This is a genomic window from Streptomyces sp. NBC_01788 (genome assembly GCF_035917575.1).
Taxonomy (GTDB): domain Bacteria; phylum Actinomycetota; class Actinomycetes; order Streptomycetales; family Streptomycetaceae; genus Streptomyces.
In genome coordinates, this window is record NZ_CP109090.1 from 384424 (window position 1) to 407944 (window position 23521).

A 23521-nucleotide genomic window follows, 5' to 3' on the forward strand; every position below is an offset into this window, starting at 1 on the left:
CCGTACGCGCACAAGACAGGACCTCGCCCATGATCGCGTTCCGCATCAGCCCCGCCGTCGCCGAAGCCTTCCCGGACACCCTCATCGCCCTGGTCAGCGTCACCGGCCTGCGCGGCCGAGAACCCTGGCCCGACATCGCCACCGCCGTCGAGGACCTGGAGCAGCAACTCGCCCTCGGCATATGGCAGCCGGCCGACGGGAGCGACCCTCGTATCGAGGCATGGCACACCGCCTACCGCTCCTTCGGCACCAACCCGCGCCGTATGCGCCCCAGTGTCGACGCCCTCGGCCGGCGCATGACCAAGAAGGGCGCGCTGCCACGCATCAACCCGGCGGTCGACTGCTACAACTCGGTCTCCGTCCGGCACGGGCTGCCCGCCGGCGCCTTCGACCTCGGCCACGTCACCGGCGACGTCGACCTCCGATACGCCGACGGAAGCGAGGAGTTCACCCCGCTCGGCGAACCCGGAACCGTCGAGCACCCCGAGCCCGGCGAGATCATCTACGCCGACCCCGAAGGCGTCCTCACCCGCCATTGGAACCACCGCGACACCCACCGCTCCCGCGTCACCGAGGACTCCACCCACGTCGCCTTCGTCCTGGAAACCCTCCACGCCACCCGCGACGGCGACATCCTCAAGGTGGCGGCGGACGAACTCCAGGGGCTGCTCGTCCCGCACACCGAGCAGACCGCGGTGCACTACCTGAGCCCCGCCCGCCCCTACGCCGTGATTTAGGGGAGGGCCGGACTGCCCGGCCCTCCCCTGGTGCGGAGCGGGAGTTACTCGGTGACCTCGTGGTCGTGGCCATCGTGCAGGCCGCCCCCGCTGCCCGCCGAACCCTTGGTGTTCTGCGGCGTCACCGGCTTGCTCAGGATGCTGGTGTCCCAGGCGTACTGGCCCACCGCGTTGGCGATGACGTCGATGTTGACGTCGAACGCCTTCATGTTGATGTTCTTCAGGTTGTCGCAGGCCGCGTGGTAGCAGGCGTCGTACGCGACTCCGGCCTTACCGCCGTACACCTTTGCCTGCTCGGCGGTCTTGATGCCCTCCGCGCCGGTGAACGTGCCGCCCGAGGGGATGCCCACCTCGATGAACGGCCCGTAGTCGGAGCGGCCGGTGAAGTCGGTGCCCTCGTGCGGGATGCGCCTGCTGTCCAGGTAGTCGGTGATCTGCCGCTCGAGCTGCGCCGAGCCCTCCGGGCCGGGGCCGGCACCGACCTGGTCGGAGTCGTCGCCGTCGTAGACGAACTGGGCGTAGTTCGGCGAGGCGATCATGTCGAAGTTCAGGTACAGCTTGACCTTCGCACGGTCCGCCGCCGAAAGGCCGTCGACGTACGCCTCCGAGCCCAGCAGGCCGAACTCCTCGGCCGACCACCAGGCGAAACGTACCTTGTTCTTGACCTTCTCGTGGGCGAGGTTCAGGGCCACGTCGAGGATGCCGGCGGAGCCGGAGCCGTTGTCGTTGATGCCCGGCCCGGCCGCCACCGAGTCCAGGTGGGCGCCGAACATCACCACGTTGTCGGCGCTGCCGCTCTTGGTCTCGGCGATCACGTTGTAGGTGTGCCGGGTCTCCGCGAAGGTGCGGATCTCCAGGTTGACGGTCACCGCGCCGGCGGCGGCCTTCGCCGCGAGCGCCTCGCCGTCCGCCTGCGTGACGCCGCCCGCCGGGATCCTGGCGGCGGACGGGTCGCCCAGGGTGCCGTTGAGCGCGCCCTCGGTGTTGTTGTAGATGATCGCGCCGACCGCGCCCGCGCCGGCGGCGGCCCCCTGCTTCTCCGCGAAGGTGCAGCCGCCGCGCTTGATCAGTGCGATCTTGCCGGTGAACGTCCCGGAGGCGTAGTCCCCCGGCTCGCAGCCGGTGGTGTCGTCGATCGGCACCACCGCGACCGGGGCGGTGATACCGCCGACCGGGCTGCTGGCCGAGTACGTCATGGCGATCACCGGGACGTCCTGCTGCTGCGGCGACACCACCCGCAGGCTCTGCGCCAGCGTCTCGGCGAACGGGTAGTCGAACTCGTTCCGGGTCACCGAGTACCCGGCCTTCCGCAGCAGGCCTTCGACGTATTCGGCCGACTGCCGGTGCCCCTCCGACCCGGCCACCCGGGTGTTCCCGTTCTTGTCGGCGATCCGCTGGAACTTCTTCAGATGCTCGTAGGCATCCTCGGCGTTGCTCTTCTTGACGAGCTTCTTCGCGAGCTGGACAGCCTCCTTCGCAGGGTCGCTGTGAGCGGAGGCGGTGCCCGAGCCGATCAGCAGCAGCGGCGCTATGAGCCCTGCGGCGGATACGGCGGCTACCGTGGTACGGCGGTTCCGAGCGTTCAAGACGCTTCCTTCCGGCAGTCCATCAGAAATGGGCGTAATGGCCGAAAACAGGCCGAGGGACGTACGGCGGTACTCCGGGGCAGGCAGAAACGACCGGAGCGCACCGCTCCCCCCTGCCACCGGCAAGGAGAAAGGTATCTGCTCAGTAAACGCTTGGTAATGGGTTGACAAGAATCTCCGACGCCGATGCCGCCCGGCGGTGAACTGCCCGGCGGCATCGGTGCCGTTGTGCCGGCAGACCCTGGCTGGGTCAGTCGAAGTAGTCCGGCTGGCTCTGGACGTTCAGCTGGTCCAGGTGGATCTTCCGGGCCGGATCGGTGCGCCGGTCGTTCAACTTGAGCACGTCGAAGCCCTTGGCGATGTCGTTCGAGTAGATGTAGCCGTTGTAGTAGTACGCGGACCAGGAGCCGCCCACGGTCAGCCGGTCCGTGCTCAGCGGGCCGCGCTCGAAGTAGCCGATCTCCTTCGGCTGCGTCGAGTCGGTGAAGTCCCAGACCGAGACGCCGCCCTGATACCAGGCCTGGACCATGAGGTCGCGGCCCTTGACCGGGATCAGCGAGCCGTTGTGGGCGACGCAGTTCTCGGTGTCCGTCTGGTGGCGCGGGATCTTGAAGTAGCCGCGGAACACGAGCTTGCGCTGGTCGCCCTTGCCGACGATGTCGTAGATGCCGTCGGCTCCGCGGTTCGGGCCGATGGCCGCGTTGCAGGTCGCGGCGCCTCCGCCGCCGAGTTCGTCGGTGAAGACGACCTTCTTCGCGGTCTGGTTGAAGGTCGCCGAGTGCCAGAACGCGAAGTTGACGTTGTCCTGGACCTGGTCGATGACCTTCGGGTGCTCCGGGTCCTTGATGGACATCAGGATGCCGTCGCCCATGCAGGCACCGGCGGCCAGGTCCTTCGACGGCAGCACGGTGATGTCGTGGCAGCCGGTCGTCTTGGAGACACCCGGGTTGGTGGGCGCGCCGGGGTTTCCGCCACCGTCGGGGCCGTCACCCGGGAAGAGCACGGCGAAGTTGACGACCGCGGCCTTCTGGGGAGCGTCGCGCGGCACCTTGATGATCGAGATGCCGTCGTGCGGCGGTTGGCAGTCGGGGAACGACGGGCTCGGGGAGTACGAGGACACGTAGATGTAGACGTTACGGCCGTGCGGAACGAGGGAGTGCGTGTGCGAGCCGCAGTTGGTCTCGACGGCCGCGACGTACTTGGGGCTCTTCTTGTTGCTGATGTCGAAGATCTTCATGCCCTCCCACGACGACTTCTCGGTCGCGGGCTGCGACGTGCTCGAGCAGGAGTTGTCGCTGCGCGAGGAGTCGGTCGACAGGAACAGCAGGTTCCCGTAGACGGACACGTCGTTCTGCGATCCCGGGCAGAGCACCTGGGAGACCGTCTTGGGCGCCTTCGGGTTGCTGATGTCGAAGATGCGGAAGCCGTCGTAGTTGCCGGCGAACACGTACTTGCCCTGGAAGGCGAGGTCCGAGTTCAGGTCCGTCAGGGCGTCCTTGGGGACGTTGACGAGGTGCTCGATGTTGTCGGAGTGGACGATCTCGTCCTGCGCCGGTATCTCGCCGTCGGCGATGGCCGCTCTGGTCTCGGCCGCCTCGCTCTTCGACACTCGCTGGGGTGTGGTCGCGGCGTCGCCGGGGTCGGGCGTCGCCATGGCCGGAGCCGCGGTGAGCAGCGCCGCCAGCAGGCCGGTGGCGGCCGCCACAACCCCCAGGCGCCTGGGCCGTGTTCGGGGACCGTTTAACAGGTTCACTGTTTCCTCCCTGGTGTCCGTTCGCAAGGGAACGGTTCACGGACAGCCGCAGTATCGTGCTTTTCATGTACAGATCAAAAGATGATAATGCGCTGGGTATGAACGTCTTTGATCGCGTCAAGTGGCGGACAGTCGCCGCCCTCACCCTTGTCACTCTCACAGTCGGCGCGTGCGACTCGGGCACGGACGCTCCGGAGAAGAGGAGCGCGCCCGGCCCCTCCGTGATCGCCCCCGGTAAGCCCGGTGAGCCCGCCCGGACCTTGTCCGCCGCGGACGCCGCCAAGGAGATTCCCGACGACTCCCCCAACGCGGCGGACTTCGAGTACGTCCAGATGATGATCGTCCACCACGGCCAGGCGCTGGACATGACCGAACTGGCCCCGCACCGGGCGAAGTCGGCCAATGTGAAGCGGATGGCCTCCCGCATCGCCGCGGGCCAGGGGCCTGAAATCGACGCCATGAAGGGGTGGTTGGAGAACCATGGCGGAAAGCGGCGCACGAGTGGCGGCGCGGGCTCGTCGCACCACCACGACCATGCCACGATGCCCGGCATGGCCACCGAGGCCCAACTGACGCAGCTTCGCGCGGCGCGGGGCGCGGCCTTCGACGAGCTGTTCCTGAAACTCATGACCGCGCACCACTACGGGGCGATCACCATGGCCACCTCGGTGCTCTCGGACGGCAACAACGTACAGGTCGAGGAGATGGCGAACGAAGTGATCGCCCAGCAGACCAGCGAGATCAGCCGGATGCGTGAGATGCCCTGACGCTCGGCGCGGCGTCCCGCGGGCCACTCGGCGGCGCGATGGGCGACCGCAGTCGCCTCGCGACCGCCGGGCGGCGCGGCAGGGGCCCCTGTGCTCCAGGCCGTGGCCCGGCCCTGGGCGGCCCGGCCCGCCTGCGGGTGACATCTGCTCGAGGCGCCGCCGCCGCACAGCATGCGGCGGCGCCTCGGCGTGATGCCGCGGTGGCGGGAATACGGTGATGAGTTATGTTCCCGCCATGCACACCGTCGCCGTCCTGGCGCTGGATCAGGTGATTCCCTTCGACCTGTCCACGCCGATCGAGGTCTTCTCCCGTACTCGGCTCCCCGACGGGCGCCCCGGCTACCAGGTCCGCGTGTGCGCCGAGCGACCCGAGGTCGACGCCGGCACCTTCACCCTCCGCGCGCATCGCACCCTCGACGGCCTCAGGGGTGCGGACACAGTCATCGTGCCGGGCACGGCCGCCCCCACCGCACCGCTCACGCCCGAGGTCCGCGAGGCGCTGCTGGCGGCCGCCGCGGACGGCACCCGGATCGCGTCGATCTGCACGGGCACCTTCCCGCTGGCCGCCACCGGCCTCCTCGACGGACTGCGCGCCACGACGCACTGGCTGGCCGCGGACCTGCTGGCCGCGCTGTATCCGAAGGTGACGGTCGACCCCGACGTGCTGTACGTCGACAACGGCCGGCTCCTCACCTCCGCGGGCGCCGCCGCAGGCCTCGACCTGTGTCTGCACATGATCCGCGGCGACTACGGTTCGGCGGTGGCCGCCGACGCCGCCCGGCTCTCCGTCATGCCGCTCGAGCGGGAGGGCGGACAGGCACAGTTCATCGTCCACGACCACGCGCCCACACCGCAGGGTTCCTCCTTCGAACCGCTGCTCGCCTGGCTCCAGGACAACCTGGACCGGAACCTGACCGTCGCCGACATGGCCGCGCACGCCGGCGTCAGCACCCGCACCCTCATGCGCCGCTTCCGCGAGCAGACCGGGACAAGCCCGCTGCAATGGCTGCACCGGGCGCGCGTCCGGCAGGCCCAGCACCTGCTGGAGACCACCCGGCATCCGGTGGAGCGGATCGCGGGGCAGGTCGGGTTCGGCTCGCCCACGGCGTTCCGCGACCGCTTCAAGCGGACGACGGGCGTCAGCCCACAGGCGTACCGCCGCACATTCAGTTGACGTCGAACAGGAATAGCCGCGACCTGCCTCGTGTTCCCGCGCACATGACGACGAACGCGCCGCGGCCCGAGGTGCTGCGCTACACCGCCTTCTCCGGCGACCCCGACGGCGGAAACCCCGCCGGTGTGGTTCTGGACGCCGCCGCCCTGGACGACAGTGACATGCTGGCCATCGCCGCCGGCCTCGGGTACTCGGAGTCCGCCTTCCTGACCGCGCCTCCGGAGGACCTGGACGGCTCGGAGGGACGGGCCTACAGCATCCGTTACTTCAGCCCCAAGGCCGAGGTGCCGTTCTGCGGGCACGCCACCGTCGCGACCGCCGTCGCGCTCGCCGAGCGGACCGGTCCCGGGAAGCTCCTGTTCGCCACGCGAGCCGGCACCGTGCCGGTGGAGGTGGCCGAGGAGGGCGGGACGGTCAGGGCCACACTCACCAGCGTCGAGCCGCACATCGACGAGATCGGTCCCGCCGACCTCGCGGAGGCGCTCGCCGCGCTCGGCTGGCCGGCCGCCGACCTCGACCCGGCCTTCCCGCCCCGTATCGCATTCGCCGGTGCCCGCCATCTCGTGCTCGGGGCGGCGACCCGCGCGCGCCTGGCGGATCTCGCGTACGACTTCCAGCGGCTCGAAGCTCTGATGCACCGCCTTGACCTGACCACACTTCAGTTGGTGTGGCGGAAGTCGCCCGCCGTCTTCCATGTCCGTGACCCGTTCCCCGTCGGCGGCGTCGTCGAGGACCCGGCGACCGGCGCCGCGGCCGCCGCGTTCGGCGCGTACGCCCGTGAGCTCGGCCTGGTCCCCGAGGACGCCGTCCTCACCCTGCATCAGGGTGAGGACCTGGGCCGCCCCGGCGAACTCACGGTGACGCTGCGCGCGGGTGACCCGCGCGTCCGTGTCGGCGGCACGGGAGTCCGCATCGGCTAGCTGGGCGGTCGCCCGTCAGGTACTGGTGACGGTGGTGCGGCGGGCCGACTCGTCGACATGGAGGGTGAACACGTCGGGGCGCGCGTAGTGGCCGGTGGGGTCGAAGTCGAAGCGTGCGCGTGTGAGGTCGTCGAGGTCCAGTTCGGCGGTCAGGATGCCCTCGCTGCCGCGCAGCGGGCCGGCGAGGACCTCTCCGAGCGGGGAGACGATGACGGAGCCGCCGCCGATCAGGACGGTGTCGGGCGCGTCGCCCTGTACGGGGTGGAGGTCGTCGGGCAGGGCTTCGCGGCGCAGGTACTGGCCGGCGCTGAGGACGAAGCAGCGGCCCTCCAGGGCGATGTGCCGCATGCTCGCCTGCCAGGCGTCGCGGTCGTCCACGGTCGGCGCGCACCACAGGTCGACGCCCTTGGCGTACATGGCCGTACGGAACAGCGGCATGTAGTTCTCCCAGCAGATGGCGGCGCCGATGCGGGCGCTGCCGGTGTCGACGACCGGGAGGGTGGAACCGTCGCCCTGACCCCACAGGTAGCGTTCGGCGGCGGTCGGCATGAGCTTGCGGTGCAGGCCCAGGTAGCCCTCGGGGCCGAAGAACAGGGCGACGCAGTAGAGGGTGCCGCCCTGGCGTTCGACGGCGCCGACCACGGCGTGGCAGCCGAGCTCCCGGGTGAGGGCGGCCAGGGTGTCCGTCTCGGGGCCGGGGACGTCGATGGCGGCGGCGTGGTAGCGGCGGAAGAGTTCGCGGCCTGCCGGGGTGCGGCTGCCTACGGTGATGTCGAAGTCCAGGCCCTTGGGATAGCCGCCGAGGAACGCCTCGGGCAGGACGACGACCTCCGCGCCCCGGTCGCCGACGGCCTCCCGGATGAGTTCCTCGGCGCGTTTCAGCGCCGCCTGGGTGTCGAACAGCGGGGCGGCCGCCTGAACGACGGCGGCGGTCACGGTACGGCGGGACTCGGGGGCCGCGGCAGTGGCGGAGGGCAGGGAAGTCATGGCACCGAGACTAGGACGAGCCGATCCGGCGACGCTCCCCCGAAGCGACGTACCGGCCCGGCCGGTTCACGACGGACACGGGTCCACGCCGTCAAGGCTTGCGGCCGACCCCGCACCACATCGGCAGCTCGCCGGGAGACGGGCCACCCGCGGGGTCGGGATGCCATTCGGACAGCTGGACGACGCCGGGGTCGAGGAGTTCCGCGCCGTCGAAGAACCGGGTGACCTCGGCATGGGTGCGGGGCGTGGCTCCCGCGTGTTCGGCGGCCCGGTCGTTGTACACGCGCATCGACGCGGCAACCTCCTCCGCTCCGATGTCCGCGGCCGGGTGGGAGAGGACGATGTGGCTGCCGGGGGCGAGCGCGTCGAGGAGCCGTCGGACGATGCCGCGGGGGTCGTCGGCGTCCGGAACGTACTGCAGGACCGCCACGAGCATCAGGCCCACGGGCTGCGACAGGTCCAGCGTCTCCCGCGCCGCCGTCAGGATGCGGTCCACGTCCCGCAGGTCCGCCTCCAGGTAGTCCGTCGCCCCTTGCTCGGTGCTGACCAGCAGCGCGCGGGCATGAGCGAGGACGATGGGATCGTTGTCGACGTAGACCACCCGGGCCCCGGGGTCGACGCGCTGCGCCACCTCGTGTGTGTTGTCGGCGGACGGGATCCCGGTGCCGATGTCGAGGAACTGCCGGATCCCCGCCTCGCATGCCAACCGCCGCACCGCGCGTCCCAGGAAGGCCCGGTTGGCCCGGACCGCCGGAACGATCTTCGGGTTTGCCGCGGCGGCCAGTCGGGCCGCCTCCTGGTCGGCCGGGTAGTGGTCCTTGCCGCCCAGCCAGACGTTGTACACCCGCGCGGGATGCGCCACCGAAGAGTTGACCGGCACCGTTCCACCCACCGAACGCTCGTCCATCCCCACTCGCTCCCCTCACTTGCCCGGCCGGCTGCCCACCGTAGCGGACATAGGGCAACTGGCCGTTGTACGAGGACCCGTACTGCCCTGATCACATCGTCGACAAGGGCAGAGCGATCCTGTTGCGGCTTTGCGAGCGGGTCGAGGCCGAGCAGCCGTCGGACCTGGCGACCCTGTATGCGGTCACCCAGGCCGCGACGGAGGAGTTCAACCTGCGGGAGGCGGAGTTCGAGGCAGCCGGAAGTGAGTTCGAGACCGTCGCGCGGGAGGAGATCGCCGAGGACTTCTGGTTCGTCGCGTCGGCGTACGGCTTCACGAGGCGGATGTGGAGGAGCTGATCGCCACCCGGGACCGGTGAGCGACGCACGCGGTGTGCCGGCCGGGCCGATGAGCGAGCTTCACCCGTTCGGCCCATTGGCCTGGTGCCGCCTCGCTCGCCGCGAGCTCTCCCGCGGGCCCGCCGGGGCACGCCCAGGCGCGTCCACTACGGCAGCGACGGCGGCATTCCTCGGCCGTTGTCGCCACACGACGGCACTCCATACTGGAGTGAAAGGGATGAATCATCCGTCGAGCTCGCGGAGGTGCAGGGATGCACGACGACGCCGAGAACGACGAGGGTCCCGTCGAGGAGCCCGAGGTGTACGACGAGGAGGAGGCCGAGGACTCCGACGAGTACGCCGAGTCCGGGTTGTACGACGAGGGCGATGAGGCGGAGGGCACCGGCGACGAGGACGCCCTCGTCCCCGGTGGCGGGGCCGATTCGGCGCCCGATGTCTTCCTCGACGTCCCTCTGCTGAAGGTCGACGAGATCGACCTGGACGTGGAGAACCTGCGGGCCCACGTCTCGCTCCAGGCCGAGGTGCTGGACCTGCTGAAGCTGAACGTGGGTGCCGACGTCGCCCTCGGGCGGGTGCACCTGGCCATCTCGGGCGTGGAGGCACAGGCGCAGCTCAAGGTGCGGCTCGACAACGTCGCGTTGATCATCAACCGGGTGCTCACCACCCTCGACCGCAACCCGCAAATCCTGGAGGAGCTGGCCCGGGGCGTCGGGTCGGCGGTGCAGGACGTCGGCGGCGGCGCCCGGCAGGCCGTCGGAGAACTGGGCAGCGGCGCGGGAAGGGCCGTCGAGGACGTGGGCCGGGGCGCGGGGGCGGCGGTGGAGGATGTCGGACGCGGAGCGGGCGGCGCCGTCCAGGACGTAGGCCGGGGCGCGGGGGCGGCGGTCGAGGACGTAGGCCGCGGCGCAGGCTCGGCAGTGGAGGACGTCGGCCAAAGCGCCGGGTCCGCCGTCCAGGACGTCGGACGCGGAGCAGGCGGCGCCGTCCAGGACGTAGGCCGGGGCGCAGGCTCAGCCGTGGAAGACGTCGGCCAGGGAGCGGGCGACGCCGTCGAGGACGTGGGCGGCGAGGCTGGGCACGCCGTGGAGGACGTCGGCCGCCGAGCAGGCCGGGCCGTGGGCGACGTCGGCGAGGACGTCGGCGGCGCGGCCCGGGAGAGCGGCCGGGTCGCCAGGCGCACCGCGGCGAAGGCGGAGGCCACCGCCGGTGACGCGGTCGGCACGGCAGGCGAGACGGCCGACAGGACCGCCGACACCACCCAGGCGACGCGTGGCACGACGCGACGGTCCGCCGAAGCCGCCGAGGACTCCGCGGAGGGTGCTCCGGCCACAGCGCGGAGCACCACGCGCGGTACCGCGTCGGCCGGGCACGGCGCGGCCCGGCGGGCGGGCGGGCCCGCACGGAGGGCCACCGGCGGAAGCGGCGGCACCGAGCGTGGCGGGGTCGCCCGGCCCCGCCGGCCCCGCCACGACGTCGGCGATGACGTCGGCCATGACGAGAAGCCGGCTCCGCCCCCGCCCACCCGCCGCCGCGCCCCGAAGCGGCGGGAGGAACCGCCTTGAACGGCCGGCAGCCGAGGGTCCGGCAACGCCGCCACCGGGCCGACGAGTCACTCCCCCGCCGGGCGCGGCTCCGGTAGGGAATCCTCCGAGCCGGACATCTCGTTCGAGGCGACCGTCCGCGGTGACCGTCTCCGTTTCGAGGAGGAACCACGAACGGCCGTCGGTTTCCCCGGTTCCGGCGAACGGGAATCGTCGTCCGTCAGCGAGCGGACCAACCTCCCCGACAGGGTCACACCCGGCCAGGAGTACCGTGACGTCCTCGTCAACTACCGTCTCGCCACCCGTCTGACCCGTGGCACGCAGCGCGACCCGGACCACGGAGGCGACGACAGCGACACGCACGGCCGGTGATCAGAAGGCCGGCCGGAGGCGCGGGCACCGGTCCGGCACCGTCCGGCTGCACTCTCGTCAGGTCGACGACCGTGCGGGCTTGTCCGGCCATGACCCGCTGCGCCAGGTTTACGCCCTCGGCAGGCCACCCGGCAGCCGTCCGCCCAAGCGGGTGCGACCTGGTTCTGGGCGCGCCGACGTCAGGCGGTCTGCCCTTGTTTCCGGCCGAGTTCGGGGCGCCGCTCCTTGTCCTTCCGCGGCCGCCGCTCGCCAACGCGTCGGACTATAGACGCGTACCGAAAGGACGAGCAAGCTCAACTGGGCCCGGCCGCCCGTGTACAGGCGCCCGGCGCACCGGACGTAGTGGGAACTCGACTGTGCCGCAGACAAGGCAGATGATCACAATGCGGCAGCAACAAGCCACGATAGGTCGCCGATCACTTGACTACCGGACGTCGCACACGGTTGGCTCCGGCTCAACGAGAGCCAACCGCCCGTTCGTACGTCCGCAGGCCCTCCGCCCCGTTCCGTCCCCGTTTGCTACATGCTCGGCCGCACAGTGAGGTGCCTCACCCTCATGAAGACCCCTCCCCCGCTCACGTACCGCAGATCCGCTCCCGGCACCGCCGTGACGGCCGCGGTCGCCGTCTGCCTGCTCCTGGCCGGCTGCTCCGGCTCCGACGGCTCCGACTCCGGGCAAGGCTCGCGGGGGTCCGGCGGGTCCGGACTCAAGGTCGCCATGGTCACCCACGGGGCCGAGGGGGACGCCTTCTGGGAACTGGTCCGCAGGGGTGCCGAGGTGGCCGCCGCGAAGGACGGCATCGAGCTGACGTACGTGAGCGACCCCGAACCCGCCCAGCAGGCGGAGCTGGTGCGGGACGCGATCCGGGACGGAGTCGACGGTATCGCGCTGACCCTGGCCAAGCCGGACGCGATGAAGGGGCCGATCGCGGAGGCCAAGGCGGCGGGCATCCCCGTGGTCGGGATCAACTCCGGTATCAGCGCCTGGCGTTCCAGCGGTGCGCTGCAGTACTTCGGCCAGGACGACAGCGTCGCGGGCCGGGCCGTCGGGGACAAGCTGGACGCCTTGGGGGCCAAGCACGCCCTGTGCGTCATCCACGAGCGGGGCAACGTCGGCCTGGAGGCACGCTGCGCCGGCGTGAAGAAGGCCTTCGACGGCAGGACCGACATGGTCTACAGCGACGGCACCGACATGGACGCGCTGACCGAATCCATCGCCGCCCGGCTGCGGTTGGACCCCAACATCGACGAAGTGGTCACCAACGGAGCACAGTTCGCGCTGGCCGCAGTCAAGTCCGTGCACAAAGCGGGCAGCAGGGCGCACGTCGCCACCTTCGACCTGAACAAGGACCTGGTCAAGGCGGTTCAGGCCGGAGACGTGCAGTTCGCGGTTGACCAGCAGCCCTATCTGCAGGGCTACCTCGCGGTCGACGCGCTCTGGCTCCACAAGTCCAACGGCAATATCAGTGGCGGCGGCGTCGAACCGGTGCTCACCGGTCCCGCCTTCGTGACCAAGTCGAACGTCGCGTCGGTGGCCAAGCTGGCCGCCAACGGCACGCGCTGAGGCAATGCCGTGCACAGGGCGCCGGTGACATGACGACACCGTCCTTCTCCGTCCGCCCGGTCGCCCGCGCGGACGGCATCCCCCGTGCCTCCCGTCCCTTCCCGGACGCGCCACTACCCCGCCCTCTCGTCACCCCATCCCTGCCTCCCCGCAGATCGCTCTAGGACGATGATGTCTCCACAGACACCGACAGGTCCCCGGCGCCGTCTCGGTTCCATTCGGCTCTCGCTGGTCCTCCTGGCCCTGGTCCCCACTGTCGCGCTCACCGCCATGTGGGGTGTGACCACGACCCAGATGTTCTCCGAGGGGCTCCGGCTGCGCTCACAGACGGCGTTGAGCCGTTCGACCGGCGCCATGGGCACCGACGCGGCGCTCAGCCTCCAGCAGGAGCGCGGGCTGTCGGCGGCGTGGCTGGCGTCCCCGCACGGCTCCCGGGCCGCTCTCGAAGCGCAGCGCAGGACCACGGACAAGGCGGTGGCCGAGCTGGTCCGCCATGCCGACTCGATCAGACAGGCCCCCGCCCGCATCAAGAACCGGATGTACTCGGTCGTCGCGTCGGTCGGCAGCCTGGAGTACTACCGGGGCCAGGTGGACAAACCGACGGACATCACCGGCGAACAAGCCCTGGACCAGTACACCGCGATCATCGACGACCAGATCCACGCCTTCCAGGAACTGTCCCAGGTCGACGACGGCGACCTCACCTCCCAGGCCGGCCCGCTCGTGGCGCTGGAGCACGCCGCCGAGCTGGTCTCCCAGGAGAACGCGCAGCTCACCCTGGCCTGGTCGTCCAAGCACATGGACCCGGAGGCGTGGGACAGGTTCGCCCAACTGGTCCACACCCGCCGCTGGCTGGTCGAGGACCAGATCGTCCCCTCGCTCCAGGGCAGCACGAAGACGCAGACCGAACGGATCCTGCAGTCGGCGGAGTGGCGGACGCTCGAGACCGTCGAGGACCGGGTGCTCTCGGCCCGCGACAAGGCCACCGGCGCACGCGGGATCGCGCTGCCGGACGCGCGGGAACGATGGACCACCGCGGTCGACAAGCTGTCCGTCCAGTACGCGGCACTGATCCAGCAGCAGACGGACGAACTGCTCGACCGCAGTGCCGAGCGAGCGTACGGGCTGCTGCTGAAGGCCGCCGTCCTGAGCGCGGCAGGCCTGGCCGCCCTGGTCGTGTGCGTCGGAATGTCCTGGCGGATCACCCGGTCCCTCTCCCGGCGTCTGCTGGGGCTGAGGATCGCCACGCTCCGCCTGGCCGAGGAGCGGCTGCCCGACGTGGTGGCCCGGCTGGAGCGGGGCGAGACGGTGGACGTGGAGTCCGCGACGCCACCACTGGACTACGGCACCGACGAACTCGGCCAGGTCGCCCACGCGTTCAACTCCGCGCAGCGTACGGCCGTGCACACCGCGGTGGAACTCGCCGACACCCGGCGCGGTTTCCAGAAGGTGATTCTCGGAATCGCCCGGCAGAGCCAGAACCTGATCAACCTCCAGCTCAGCAAGCTCGACGCACTGGAAAGACGGCACCAGGACCCGGAGTTCCTCCAGGGCCTGTACGAACTGGACTCCATGGCAAGCCAGTTGCGCCGCTACGAGGAGAACCTCGTCATCATCAGCGGCGAGCAGCCCCGGCGCAGCTGGAGCGAACCGGTCGCGCTGATCGACATCCTGCGCGGTGCCGTCGGGGAGGTCGCCGAGTACCAGAGGGTGGAGGTGCACACCGACGAGGAGGTGTACCTCGCGCCGCCCGCCGTGGCGGACGTGATCCACCTGCTGGCCGAGCTCATCGACAACGCGACCGCGTACTCCGCCGCGCCGAGCCCCGTCGGAGTACGGGCGGCGATGGTGGCCAAGGGCCTCGTCATCGAGATCGAGGACCGCGGCCTCGGTATGTCCGAGGAGGACTACGCCCAGCTCAACGCCCAGTTGGCCGAGGCCCCCCAGTTCGATGTGGTGGCGCTCGCCGACGACCTGCGGCTCGGCATGTTCGTGATCGCCCGCGTGGCCACCCGGCACGGCATCACCGTGACCCTGCGCCCCTCGCCCTACGGCGGTACCAGCGCGATCGTGCTCGTCCCGCACGACATCGTGGTGCACGAGGCGCCCGCCTCCCCGCGGACGCAGCCTCAGGCGTCCGGGCCGGGGCGGCTGCCCGCGCCGGCGAGCCCGGAACGGCCCGCCAAGACCCCGTCCCCCGCCGCCGCTGCCCGGCGGAGGACACCGTCCGCAGGGCAGAATGCCTCCCGTGCGGGTGAAAGCGGCGGCGACGCGAAACGGACACGTGCGCCGGGGATCTCGCCGCTGCCGCGCCGGGTGCCACAGACCAGCCTGGCCGCCGAGCTGCGTGGGGAGTTCACGCCCGCCGTCGAGAACGACCCGCTCGACGACTTCACCGCCGAACACGCCGCCTCCTCCCTGGCCGGCTTCCAGCGCGGCACGCGCCGGGCCCAACACGACGACAGTCCTGAGCGGGACGCGGAACCGGAGGAGGCCGCCGCACCAAACGGCCCCGACGGTCGCGTTCCCGCCGCAGGCACCGCCGTCCCCGAGGCCTCGACCGTGTTCGAGCCCGGAGGACATCCCCCCTCGACTTCGCCCGCCGACCGCACATGAAGGACACCCATATGACACGCCCCACACCCGCCACACACACCCAGCTCGACCAGCTGCTGACCGGTCTCGTGGAACGGGTCGCCGACGTCAACCACGCCGTTGTGCTCTCCGAGGACGGACTGGTCGTCAGCAAGTCCACCGGATTCCCGCGCGACGACGCCGAGCGGCTGGCGGCGACCTCGTCCGGTCTGATGAGCCTCAGCAAGGGCGTCAGCATGGACTTCGGTGGCGGCCCGGTGCGGCAGGCGCTCATCGAGCTGGCCCACACCTATCTGATTCTCACCTCGGCCGGACCGGGCGCCCATCTGGTCGTTCTCACCGGCCCGGGCGCCGATGTCGGTGTGGTGGCGTACCAGATGAACATGCTGGTGAAGAAGATCGGCGAGCACCTGAGTGCGGCCCCGCGTGCGGGTGCCGACGCGTCCGGCAACGGCGAGTGAGGTGAGCGGAGGCGACGCGGCGGGACGGCTCGTTCGGCCGTTCACCCTGACCAGTGGACGCACCCGTCCAAGCCGCGCCGACTTCACCCTCATCACGATGGTGACGGCGGTGGATCCGCCGCCCGAGCGGGCCGCCCGGCTTCAGCCCGAACACGCGCGGATCCTGAAGCGGTGCGCGGAGTCCATCACAGTGGCGGAGCTCGCCGCCCACCTCGATCTTCCGGTGAGCGTCGTGGTGATCATGCTCTGCGATCTGCTGGACGCCGGACGGATCAGCGTCCGCCGGCCGTCCCCGGTCTCCCGCACCCTGGACCTGGACCTTCTGCAGAAAGTGAGGGACGGCCTTGACCGGCTCTGACACCACCGTTCGGCCGTCATCGGCCCCCGACACAGCGAAGATCCTGATCGCCGGGGGCTTCGGGGTCGGCAAGACCACCATGGTCGGTTCGGTCAGCGAGATCGTCCCGCTGCGCACCGAGGAGCCGCTGACCGCCGCGGGCCTGGGCGTCGACGACCTCGACGGCATCGAGCACAAGCAAGCCACCACAGTGGCCCTGGACTTCGGCCGGATCACGGTGAGTTCGGACCTTGTGCTGTATCTCTTCGGCACACCCGGTCAGCAGCGGTTCTGGTTCATGTGGAACGACCTGGCCGTGGGCGCGCTCGGCGCGGTCGTCCTGATAGACGTCCGCCGGCCGGAGACCAGCTTCGCCGCCATCGACTTCTTCGAGAGCCGGAACATTCCGTTCGTCGTCGGCGTCAACGGCTTCCACGGAGAGCACCCCTATCCGCCGGAGGAGATCCGGGAGTCCCTGGCGCTGCCCGAACACGCCCAGGTCATGCTGTGCGACGCACGTGACCGTGAGTCGTGCCGGGACGTCCTGATCGCCCTGGTAGACCAGTTGATCGCCTCAGCCGCCCAGGCGGACACAGCCGGGCTTGCCGGGTGAGGACGGGCAGGTGAGCGGACTCGGCCGGTGTCCGGCGGCAGGCGTTGTCCAGCCCGGGTCCGAAGGCCGGGCCGGCACCAACTCTCCTGCGGGACCGCCCGGTTAGCCGTGCCTCGGACGTCAGCAATACGGTGGCTGATTGGTCAGGGACGCCGCCACCCGCATCCACACGCCGAACAGCCGATAAAGGCCGGGCAGAGCGCCCTGTGCCTGAACGGTCCGGCTGTCCGCCGAGGTGACTCCTGGGATTCCCAGCAGCGTCGAGGCCACGGAGGCCGACTGCCAGCGAACAGTGAGGGTTGACGGGTCCGCGGCGGGTGCCGATGTCCTCGGCGGTGCGGAGAGAGCAGTAGCGACCGTTTCCTCGATGGCCGCGCGTGCTTCTTCCGGCCGGCGCAGATCCGCCGCGAACCGGTCCCGCGCGTCCTTCACGGCCACGGTGCTCACCGACGGGTCCCATTCCGTCATCTCCGTGCAGGCGCAGTCGTCACCGGTGAGGACCGCCACCGGAACGCCGATGGCAGCCGCGGTGGCGTGGGCCAGACCGATCTCCCCGACGGGTCGGCCGTCCAGCCACATGTCCTCGATCTCGTGGCCCATGAAGCTGTGACTCAGCACACCGAGTGCCCCGGCCCGGGAGTGGTAGCCGACGCAGATCACGGCATCGTGCTCGGGGGTGAGACCTTCGAGCATGCCCATCTGCTTGGGCCTGCCACGGATGAGGCGGGCTGCGGGATGCAGTGCCTCGGGCAGGATGTTGCGCATCGGTCCGTGCGCGTCGTTGACGGTGACCTCGGTGGCTCCGGCGGCAACGGCACCACGGACGGCCGCGTTGACGTCCTCCGCCATCATCAGCCGTCCACGCTCGTAGTCCCGGCCGCCGGGCTGGACATCCTCGGCGTCGACGAGCCCCGTGACGCCCTCCATGTCCGCACTGATATAGATCCGCACCACGTACTCTCCTCAAGTCGCGTCCGGCCTCCTCCCGTCCGTGACAGCACGCAGCCACACGGACGGCCTCTGGCCGAAGGCCGATGTCGCCTTCTCGATCAGTGAGTCGCACTGCCGAAGGATGCCAGGTCCCACAGGGCCTGGACCGCTAGGGTCTTTCGTTTGGATCAGGCCGGATCAGGGAGCGGGGTCTGATGCCGTGCATCGCAAGGCGGAGGAGGGCGGCAGGGCGGAGCCCTGCCAACCGACGACAACGCCGCGAGGCACGGCACCAGGGCCCGCGAGCCCGGCATGATCCAAACGAGAGGCCCTAGCTCCGGCGGCCGGCGCGAGCGAGGCCGGCCAGGTACCTGATCAGGCCCAGGGTCGCGGTGGCGAGGAGCCCACCGACGCCTGCCCGGGCGCTGGATCCCAGGAGGGTGTCCGTGGGCAGCTTTCCCACCGCGTAGAGGCTGAGCAGCGCCAGCACGAAGAACGAGAGGACGGCCGCAAGTGCTCTGGCCGGTCGGGAGCCGTTCATCGCCGTTTCTCCGGTGCTGCTCGCGGGGCTGCGGGCCTTGTCCGGCCTCGTGTGCTGAGTGGTGGACCCGTCGGGCCCCGGGGAGTCCGGCATGCGCCGGGCAGCCGGGTGTGAACGCGCAACATCATACGTGGATTCGACCTTGCCCAGAGGTGGTCCCGACGCGCTGCTGAGCTGAGCGAGGCGAGTTCCGCCATGTCCGTGAGGACAGTTCAGAGCTGCGGCTCCCGGGCCACCCATCCCCGCTCGTAGGCGTGCCAGCCCAGTTGGAGACGGGTCGACACTCCGGTCAGTTCCATCAGGCCCTTCACCCGCCGCTGCACGGTCCGCAGCCCCAGGTCCAACTGCTTCGCCACGCTCGCGTCCGTCATCCCGGCCAGCAGCAGCGACAGGACCTCCAGGTCCGTGGCGTCCGGCCCGTTGGACTCCTCCTCCACCCGGCCGCCCCCGCCGAGCCGGAGCGGCATCGCCTCCCGCCATACCGCCTCGAACAGGCCCATCAGCGACTCCAGCAGTCCGGAGCCGTGCACGACCAGGGCCGCGGGCTCCGCGCCCCGGCCGGTCAGAGGCACCATCGCCAACGCCCCGTCGGCGACGACCAGCTTGGTGGGCACCCGGTCGACAACCCGGCACTGCTCGTCACGGCCGAGCGCCGCCGACAACTCCAGGATCCCGGACGGCAGCGACAGCACCTCGCGCTCCACCACCACCCGGTACGACACCCCGCGCGTGGCGGCCCGCTCCTCGGCCTCGTTCTCCATGCCGCTCACCGCGACCGGTTTCCCGGTGACCAGGGCGCACACCTCGCTCGTCGCCCCCAGTTGCAACTGGAAGAAGCGGTGCGCCACCGCACTCGCCCCCGTCACCACCTCGACCAGGTCGTGAACGGCCGAATCGGTCGCCTCCACCCGGTACTCCTCGGCGAGCAGCGCGGCCGCCCGCTCCGCCTGCTCCAGTTCATGGCGCTGCTGGGTCAGCAGCGCCCCCAGCGCCACCGCGGGCAGCGCCGCCACCCAGCGGTCGACGCGGGACGAGGACTGGGCAGCCAGGCCGCTCCGTTCCAGCCCTCGCAAAGCCCGTTCGGTGTCCGGTTCGGGAAGTGCCAGCCGATGGGCCAGGTCGGAGACCTCCGCGGCGCCCACCGCCACAAGGGCTCGGTACACCGACTCCTGTATCTCGTCCAGACCAATGGCTCCCAGCATCCCCGCTCCCCTCCCGGTACGTCCCGGACGAATTCATTCCGCACACCGTCGTCGCCCTCGGGCGTCCGGCGCGGCGAAAAGCGGCCACGGCGTAAACCCGCCGTGGTCATCATCCCTTCAACGTCTGTCGCTCTGCCAATGTGGCGCCACGGCAGTACCGACAACTTCCGGAATTCCGCTGTTAGTTCAGAGGTAGCCCGGTTTCACCTAGGGAGAGCCATGCGTCCGATATCGCGTACGGCACTGGGGGCGGCCACCGCCGCCGTCCTGGCCGTCACCGCGATCGCACCGTCCGCGGCCGCGCCGCAGGACGATCCGACCGTGAAGAGACCACTGACCGGCGGCACGATCGCCGCCGGGGCAGGCGCACCGGTCACCGTCACCCTGGTCACCGGCGACAAGGTCCTGGTACGCACGGACAGTTCGGAGGCCGCCTCGGTCACCGCACTGTCCCGTGAGGACGGCTCCGTGCCCCTCCTGCAGACCCGGCAGTCCGGCAAGGACCTCTACGTCTACCCCGACACCGCCGCCCGCGCGCTGGCCGCGGGCAAGGTCGACGAGGAACTCTTCAACGTCACCGGACTCGTCCGGCAGGGCTACGACGACGCGCACACCGCCGCGCTGCCGCTGATCGCCGTCTACGGGAGCGCCGCGGCCCGCACCACGCCCGCCACCCCGCGCGGCGCGAAGCGCGGCCCCGCACTGGACGCCATCGACGGCGTCGCCCTCACGACGGACAAGGCGAAGGCCGCCGACTTCTGGGCGGACGTCACCAACCCCCGTGCCCGTTCCGCCTCCGGCCTGAAGAAGCTGTGGCTCGACCGCAAGGTCCGGGCCGCCCTCGACCGGTCCACCCGGCAGATCGGCGCCGACCTCGCCTGGGCCGCCGGATACACCGGCAAGGGCACCAAGGTGGCCGTCCTCGACACCGGCGCCGACGCCGAACACCCCGACCTCAAGGGCCGGATCACCGCCTCGGAGAACTTCACCGACTCCCCCACCACCGACGACCGGCAGGGCCACGGCACCCACACCATCTCCACCGTCGGCGGCTCCGGTGCCGCCAGCGACGGCAGGAAGAAGGGCGTCGCCCCCGACACCGAACTGCTCAACGGCAAGGTCCTCAACGACAGCGGCTACGGCGCCGAATCCTGGATCATCGCCGGAATGCAGTGGGCGGTCGACCAGAAGGCCGACGTCGTCTCGATGAGCCTCGGCAACCCGGAACCGACCGACTGCACCGACCCGATGAGCGTCGCCGCCGAGAAACTCGCCCAGAACAAGGACACGTTGTTCGTCATCGCGGCGGGCAACTCCGGCCCGACGCTCAACACCGTCTCCTCGCCCGGCTGCGCCCCGAGCGTGCTGACCGTCGGCGCCGTCGACCGCGACGACTCCACCGCCCAGTTCTCCAGCCGCGGACCCGTGCTCGGCGCGCACACCCTCAAGCCGGAGATCGCCGCCCCCGGCGTCGACATCTCGGCCGCGGCCGCGGGCGGCCGGGGCCTCTACGCCTACCGGTCGATGTCGGGGACGTCGATGGCCACCCCGCATGTGGCAGGCGCCGCCGCCCTCGTGAAGCAGCGTCACCCGGACTGGACCGCCCAGCAGGTCAAGGCCGCTCTGGTGTCGTCCGCGCAGAGCGACATCCCCGGCGACGTACGCGAGACCGGCGCCGGCCGGCTCGACGTGAAGGCCGCCATCGACACCACCGTCGTCGGTGCCCCCGCCGTCCAGGCCGGGACCTACGCCTGGCCGCAGAAGGGCGGCGACCGCACCACTGTCGACCTCCCCTACACCAACTCCGGCAGCAAACCGATCAAGTTGTCGCTGAAGGTCCAGGGCGTCACCGGCAACGACGGCTCCGCGGTGCACTCCCCCGTCGCCGGGCTCGACGCGAAGACCGTCACCGTCCCGGCCGGCGCCACCATGAAGGTACCGCTGCGCATCGACCCGGCCGCGCACCTCAAGGCGGCCCAGTACGGCGACGTCACCGGGCGCGTCCTGGCCACCGGACCCGGCGGCGTGAGGGCCTCCACCCCCTTCTCCCTGTACGTCGAGCCGCGGACCGTCACCCTGCGCGTCAAGATGATCGACCGCGCAGGCGAACCCGCCACGGGCTCCTCCTCGTTGGACGTCATCGGCACCGACACCGCCGACGGTGAGCGCCGCTTCAACGACGGCGCCGCCGAGCAGGTCTACCGGGTGCGGCCCGGCGCGTACTTCGTCTCCGGTTTCGTCATGACGCCGGACGCCGCCGACGCCACGGGCGGCATGACCGACTCGGTCGGCTACCTCGCCCGGCCCCAGGTGGACGTCGCCAAGGACACCACCGTGGTGCTCGACGCCCGCAAGGCCCACCGTCTCCGGGTGGAGACCGCGGACCGCGCCTCCGAGAGCCGCTCCACCACCCTGGCCTTCGGCCGCACCTGGGACGGGACCTGGCTGCACGCCGGCTCCGTCACCGGCAACCGGAGCGTCCGGACCTACCTGGCGGACGTGCAGGGCAAGGCGCGCGACGGCGACTTCGAGTTCGCCAGCTTCTGGCGCGCGTACGCCCCGCAGCTCGAGAAGCTGTCGGTCGTCGGCGGTGCCGCACTGCACCCGCGGATGGCGAGCACAGGCTCCGTCAACCTCGACGGAACGGGCGAGGCCGCGCTGGTCGACGCGGGCACCGGCACCCCCGATGAACTGAGGGCCGCCGGCGTCGCCGGGAAGATCGCGCTGGTCGAGGCCGACGACGACGACGGCTACCTGTACAGCCTGGCGCGTGACGCGAAGGCCGCCGGCGCGAAGGCGGTCCTCGCCCACCGCCGGGCCGCGGGCCCCTGGCAGCCGTCGATGGGCTTCGGCCAGGCGCCGGTGCCCTCACTCGGCATCGAGGCGGACGAGGCCGCGGCGCTGAAGTCCGCCCTGGCCAAGGGCGCGGTGACGCTGCGCTGGAAGGCCACCGCCGTCAGCCCGTTCGTCTACAACCTCGCCTTCCCCGAGACCGGCCCGGTCGTCTCCGACCGCACCTACCAGGTCAGGGACGAGAAGCTCGGCACGGTCACCGCGACCTACGAGGCGATGGGCGTCGCGGCGGACTACGTCGACACGATGGTCATGGCCCGTCCGTACGGCGGGGTGTTCTCCGCCGCCGGCGACTCCGTCGCCGTCCCCGGCAAGCGCACCGAGTACTACTCGGCGGGCGACACCGCCTGGACGCGCTACCTCTCCTCCAGCTTCCCCTGGGGCGAGGCCATGGCCGACCAGGCGCGCACGTACACCGCGGGCTCGAAGCGCGCGGAGAACTGGTACCGGGGCATCCCGGCCCCATCCGCTCCACGCGGCACCGACGGCAGCCTCGAACTGGCCGCGGAGCGGCAGGACAACCTGATCGGCGTGGCACCCGCCTTCTGGGGCGACACCGAACACATGGGCATCCAGGGCTCCTTCGGCGACATCGGCAGCATGAGGCTCACCAGCGGCGGCAAGGTGATCGGCGAGACCGGGTGGCCGTCGGGGACGTTCAATGTCCCGGCTGAGGACGCCGCGTACGAGCTCACCATGGACACCACCAAGTTCGGGCAGCCCGCCGCCGTGTGGCAGCGGTCCACCAGCACCCGGACGGTCTGGAAGTTCCGCTCGCACCGGGGCGAGACCGCCTACTCCCAGGGCATTCCGCTGCTCTTCCCGGGCTACGACGTGGACACGGACGGCCTCAAGACCGTTCCGGCGAGGGACGGTCAAACGATCGGGCTGAGCGTGACCGGTCACGCGGGCTACACGCCCGGCAAGCTGGTGGCCGCCAAGGTCTCGTACTCGTACGACGGCGAGACCTGGACCGAGGCCGCCACCTCGCAGCGTGACGGCCGCTGGACCGCGACCGTGAACCACGCGGGCGCGGTCGGCAAGCCGGTCACGCTGAAGACCGAACTGACGGACGCCAACGGCAACTCCGTCGTCCAGACCGTGACCGACGCGTACGCCGTGCGCTGACCCACACCCCGCGACCCGCGCCCAGGCCGGAGCCTGAGCGCGGGTCGCGCCGGCTGATCGCTCCCGGTCGGCCGTCGTCGACTTCGACGCTCATACGTCCTGCGTTGCAGTACCAGAATGTGCGTCGAAAGTGGTTGGTCGTCGGTCTGTTGCCTGTGTTTCCATGCCGAAGTGAACATCGAGAGCTTCGGGGCCGGTGTGGAGCGGTCGGATCT

18 protein-coding genes and 1 pseudogene are annotated in these 23521 nt (G+C 70.8%); 12 read left to right on the forward strand and 7 right to left on the reverse strand.

Going from position 1 to position 23521, the window contains the following annotated elements:
- Nucleotides 1–29: 29 nt before the first annotated feature.
- The gene (locus OIE49_RS01925) at nucleotides 30–737 is read left to right on the forward strand and encodes a B3/B4 domain-containing protein (RefSeq protein WP_326800757.1); all 708 of its coding nucleotides are present in this window, start codon (nucleotides 30–32) and stop codon (nucleotides 735–737) included.
- 44 nt (nucleotides 738–781) lie between these two features.
- Here the strand turns inward: OIE49_RS01925 and OIE49_RS01930 are convergent, their stop codons facing one another.
- Entirely contained in the window at nucleotides 782–2323 is a 1542-nt protein-coding gene (locus OIE49_RS01930) for a M28 family metallopeptidase (protein WP_326800758.1), read from the reverse strand.
- Between the two features lie 250 nt (nucleotides 2324–2573).
- On the reverse strand, nucleotides 2574–4076 hold the full coding sequence (locus tag OIE49_RS01935) for an LVIVD repeat-containing protein (protein ID WP_326800759.1): 1503 nt from the start codon (nucleotides 4074–4076) through the stop codon (nucleotides 2574–2576).
- A gap of 98 nt (nucleotides 4077–4174) precedes the next feature.
- Between OIE49_RS01935 and OIE49_RS01940 the strand changes: the two genes are divergently transcribed.
- The 3 genes from OIE49_RS01940 (at nucleotide 4175) to OIE49_RS01950 (ending at nucleotide 6937) form a co-directional block, all read left to right on the forward strand.
- Nucleotides 4175–4843, forward strand: coding sequence for a DUF305 domain-containing protein (locus tag OIE49_RS01940; protein ID WP_326800760.1), 669 nt, complete (start codon nucleotides 4175–4177; stop codon nucleotides 4841–4843).
- Between the two features lie 235 nt (nucleotides 4844–5078).
- Nucleotides 5079–6017, forward strand: coding sequence for a GlxA family transcriptional regulator (locus tag OIE49_RS01945; RefSeq protein WP_326806110.1), 939 nt, complete (start codon nucleotides 5079–5081; stop codon nucleotides 6015–6017).
- 44 nt (nucleotides 6018–6061) lie between these two features.
- Nucleotides 6062–6937, forward strand: a complete 876-nt coding sequence (locus tag OIE49_RS01950) for a PhzF family phenazine biosynthesis protein (RefSeq protein ID WP_326800761.1) — start codon at nucleotides 6062–6064, stop codon at nucleotides 6935–6937.
- A gap of 15 nt (nucleotides 6938–6952) precedes the next feature.
- Here the strand turns inward: OIE49_RS01950 and OIE49_RS01955 are convergent, their stop codons facing one another.
- Together OIE49_RS01955 and OIE49_RS01960 are read right to left on the reverse strand one after the other, a co-directional pair.
- The gene (locus OIE49_RS01955) at nucleotides 6953–7924 is read right to left on the reverse strand and encodes a nitrilase-related carbon-nitrogen hydrolase (protein WP_326800762.1); all 972 of its coding nucleotides are present in this window, start codon (nucleotides 7922–7924) and stop codon (nucleotides 6953–6955) included.
- Between the two features lie 91 nt (nucleotides 7925–8015).
- Nucleotides 8016–8831 (reverse strand): SAM-dependent methyltransferase, encoded by an 816-nt coding sequence (locus OIE49_RS01960; RefSeq protein ID WP_326800763.1) that lies wholly within the window; start codon nucleotides 8829–8831, stop codon nucleotides 8016–8018.
- Nucleotides 8832–8896: 65 nt separating this feature from the next.
- Between OIE49_RS01960 and OIE49_RS01965 the strand changes: the two are divergent.
- From OIE49_RS01965 to OIE49_RS01995, 7 genes and pseudogenes are all read left to right on the forward strand, one after another.
- A pseudogene (locus OIE49_RS01965) lies at nucleotides 8897–9189 on the forward strand (DUF5713 family protein).
- Between the two features lie 231 nt (nucleotides 9190–9420).
- Nucleotides 9421–10731, forward strand: coding sequence for a hypothetical protein (locus OIE49_RS37020; RefSeq protein ID WP_401739659.1), 1311 nt, complete (start codon nucleotides 9421–9423; stop codon nucleotides 10729–10731).
- A 907-nt stretch (nucleotides 10732–11638) separates the two neighbouring features.
- Complete coding sequence (locus tag OIE49_RS01975; RefSeq protein WP_326800764.1) at nucleotides 11639–12646, forward strand: substrate-binding domain-containing protein; 1008 nt, start codon at nucleotides 11639–11641, stop codon at nucleotides 12644–12646.
- A 171-nt stretch (nucleotides 12647–12817) separates the two neighbouring features.
- Nucleotides 12818–15262 (forward strand): sensor histidine kinase, encoded by a 2445-nt coding sequence (locus OIE49_RS01980; RefSeq protein WP_326806111.1) that lies wholly within the window; start codon nucleotides 12818–12820, stop codon nucleotides 15260–15262.
- 11 nt (nucleotides 15263–15273) lie between these two features.
- A complete protein-coding gene (locus OIE49_RS01985) occupies nucleotides 15274–15702 on the forward strand; it encodes a roadblock/LC7 domain-containing protein (RefSeq protein WP_100568747.1) in 429 nt (142 codons plus the stop codon).
- A 1-nt stretch (nucleotide 15703) separates the two neighbouring features.
- On the forward strand, nucleotides 15704–16060 hold the full coding sequence (locus tag OIE49_RS01990) for a DUF742 domain-containing protein (protein WP_326800765.1): 357 nt from the start codon (nucleotides 15704–15706) through the stop codon (nucleotides 16058–16060).
- Nucleotides 16047–16652 carry a GTP-binding protein gene (locus tag OIE49_RS01995; RefSeq protein WP_326800766.1) on the forward strand — a complete coding sequence of 202 codons (606 nt, stop codon included), beginning with the start codon at nucleotides 16047–16049 and terminating at the stop codon, nucleotides 16650–16652. Before OIE49_RS01990 ends, OIE49_RS01995 begins: the two co-directional genes overlap by 14 nt.
- A 120-nt stretch (nucleotides 16653–16772) precedes the next feature.
- Here OIE49_RS01995 and OIE49_RS02000 read toward each other — a convergent pair whose 3' ends face one another.
- The 3 genes from OIE49_RS02000 to OIE49_RS02010 all read right to left on the reverse strand — a co-directional run bounded on the left by OIE49_RS02000 (nucleotide 16773) and on the right by OIE49_RS02010 (nucleotide 19325).
- Complete coding sequence (locus OIE49_RS02000; RefSeq protein WP_326806112.1) at nucleotides 16773–17603, reverse strand: M55 family metallopeptidase; 831 nt, start codon at nucleotides 17601–17603, stop codon at nucleotides 16773–16775.
- A 310-nt stretch (nucleotides 17604–17913) separates the two neighbouring features.
- Nucleotides 17914–18123 carry a hypothetical protein gene (locus OIE49_RS02005; protein WP_326800767.1) on the reverse strand — a complete coding sequence of 70 codons (210 nt, stop codon included), beginning with the start codon at nucleotides 18121–18123 and terminating at the stop codon, nucleotides 17914–17916.
- Nucleotides 18124–18335: 212 nt separating this feature from the next.
- The gene (locus tag OIE49_RS02010; protein WP_326800768.1) at nucleotides 18336–19325 is read right to left on the reverse strand and encodes a helix-turn-helix domain-containing protein; all 990 of its coding nucleotides are present in this window, start codon (nucleotides 19323–19325) and stop codon (nucleotides 18336–18338) included.
- 219 nt (nucleotides 19326–19544) lie between these two features.
- On the opposite strand from OIE49_RS02010, the gene OIE49_RS02015 reads away from it, so the two are divergent.
- The gene (locus tag OIE49_RS02015) at nucleotides 19545–23306 is read left to right on the forward strand and encodes a S8 family peptidase (protein WP_326800769.1); all 3762 of its coding nucleotides are present in this window, start codon (nucleotides 19545–19547) and stop codon (nucleotides 23304–23306) included.
- Nucleotides 23307–23521 lie beyond the last annotated feature (215 nt).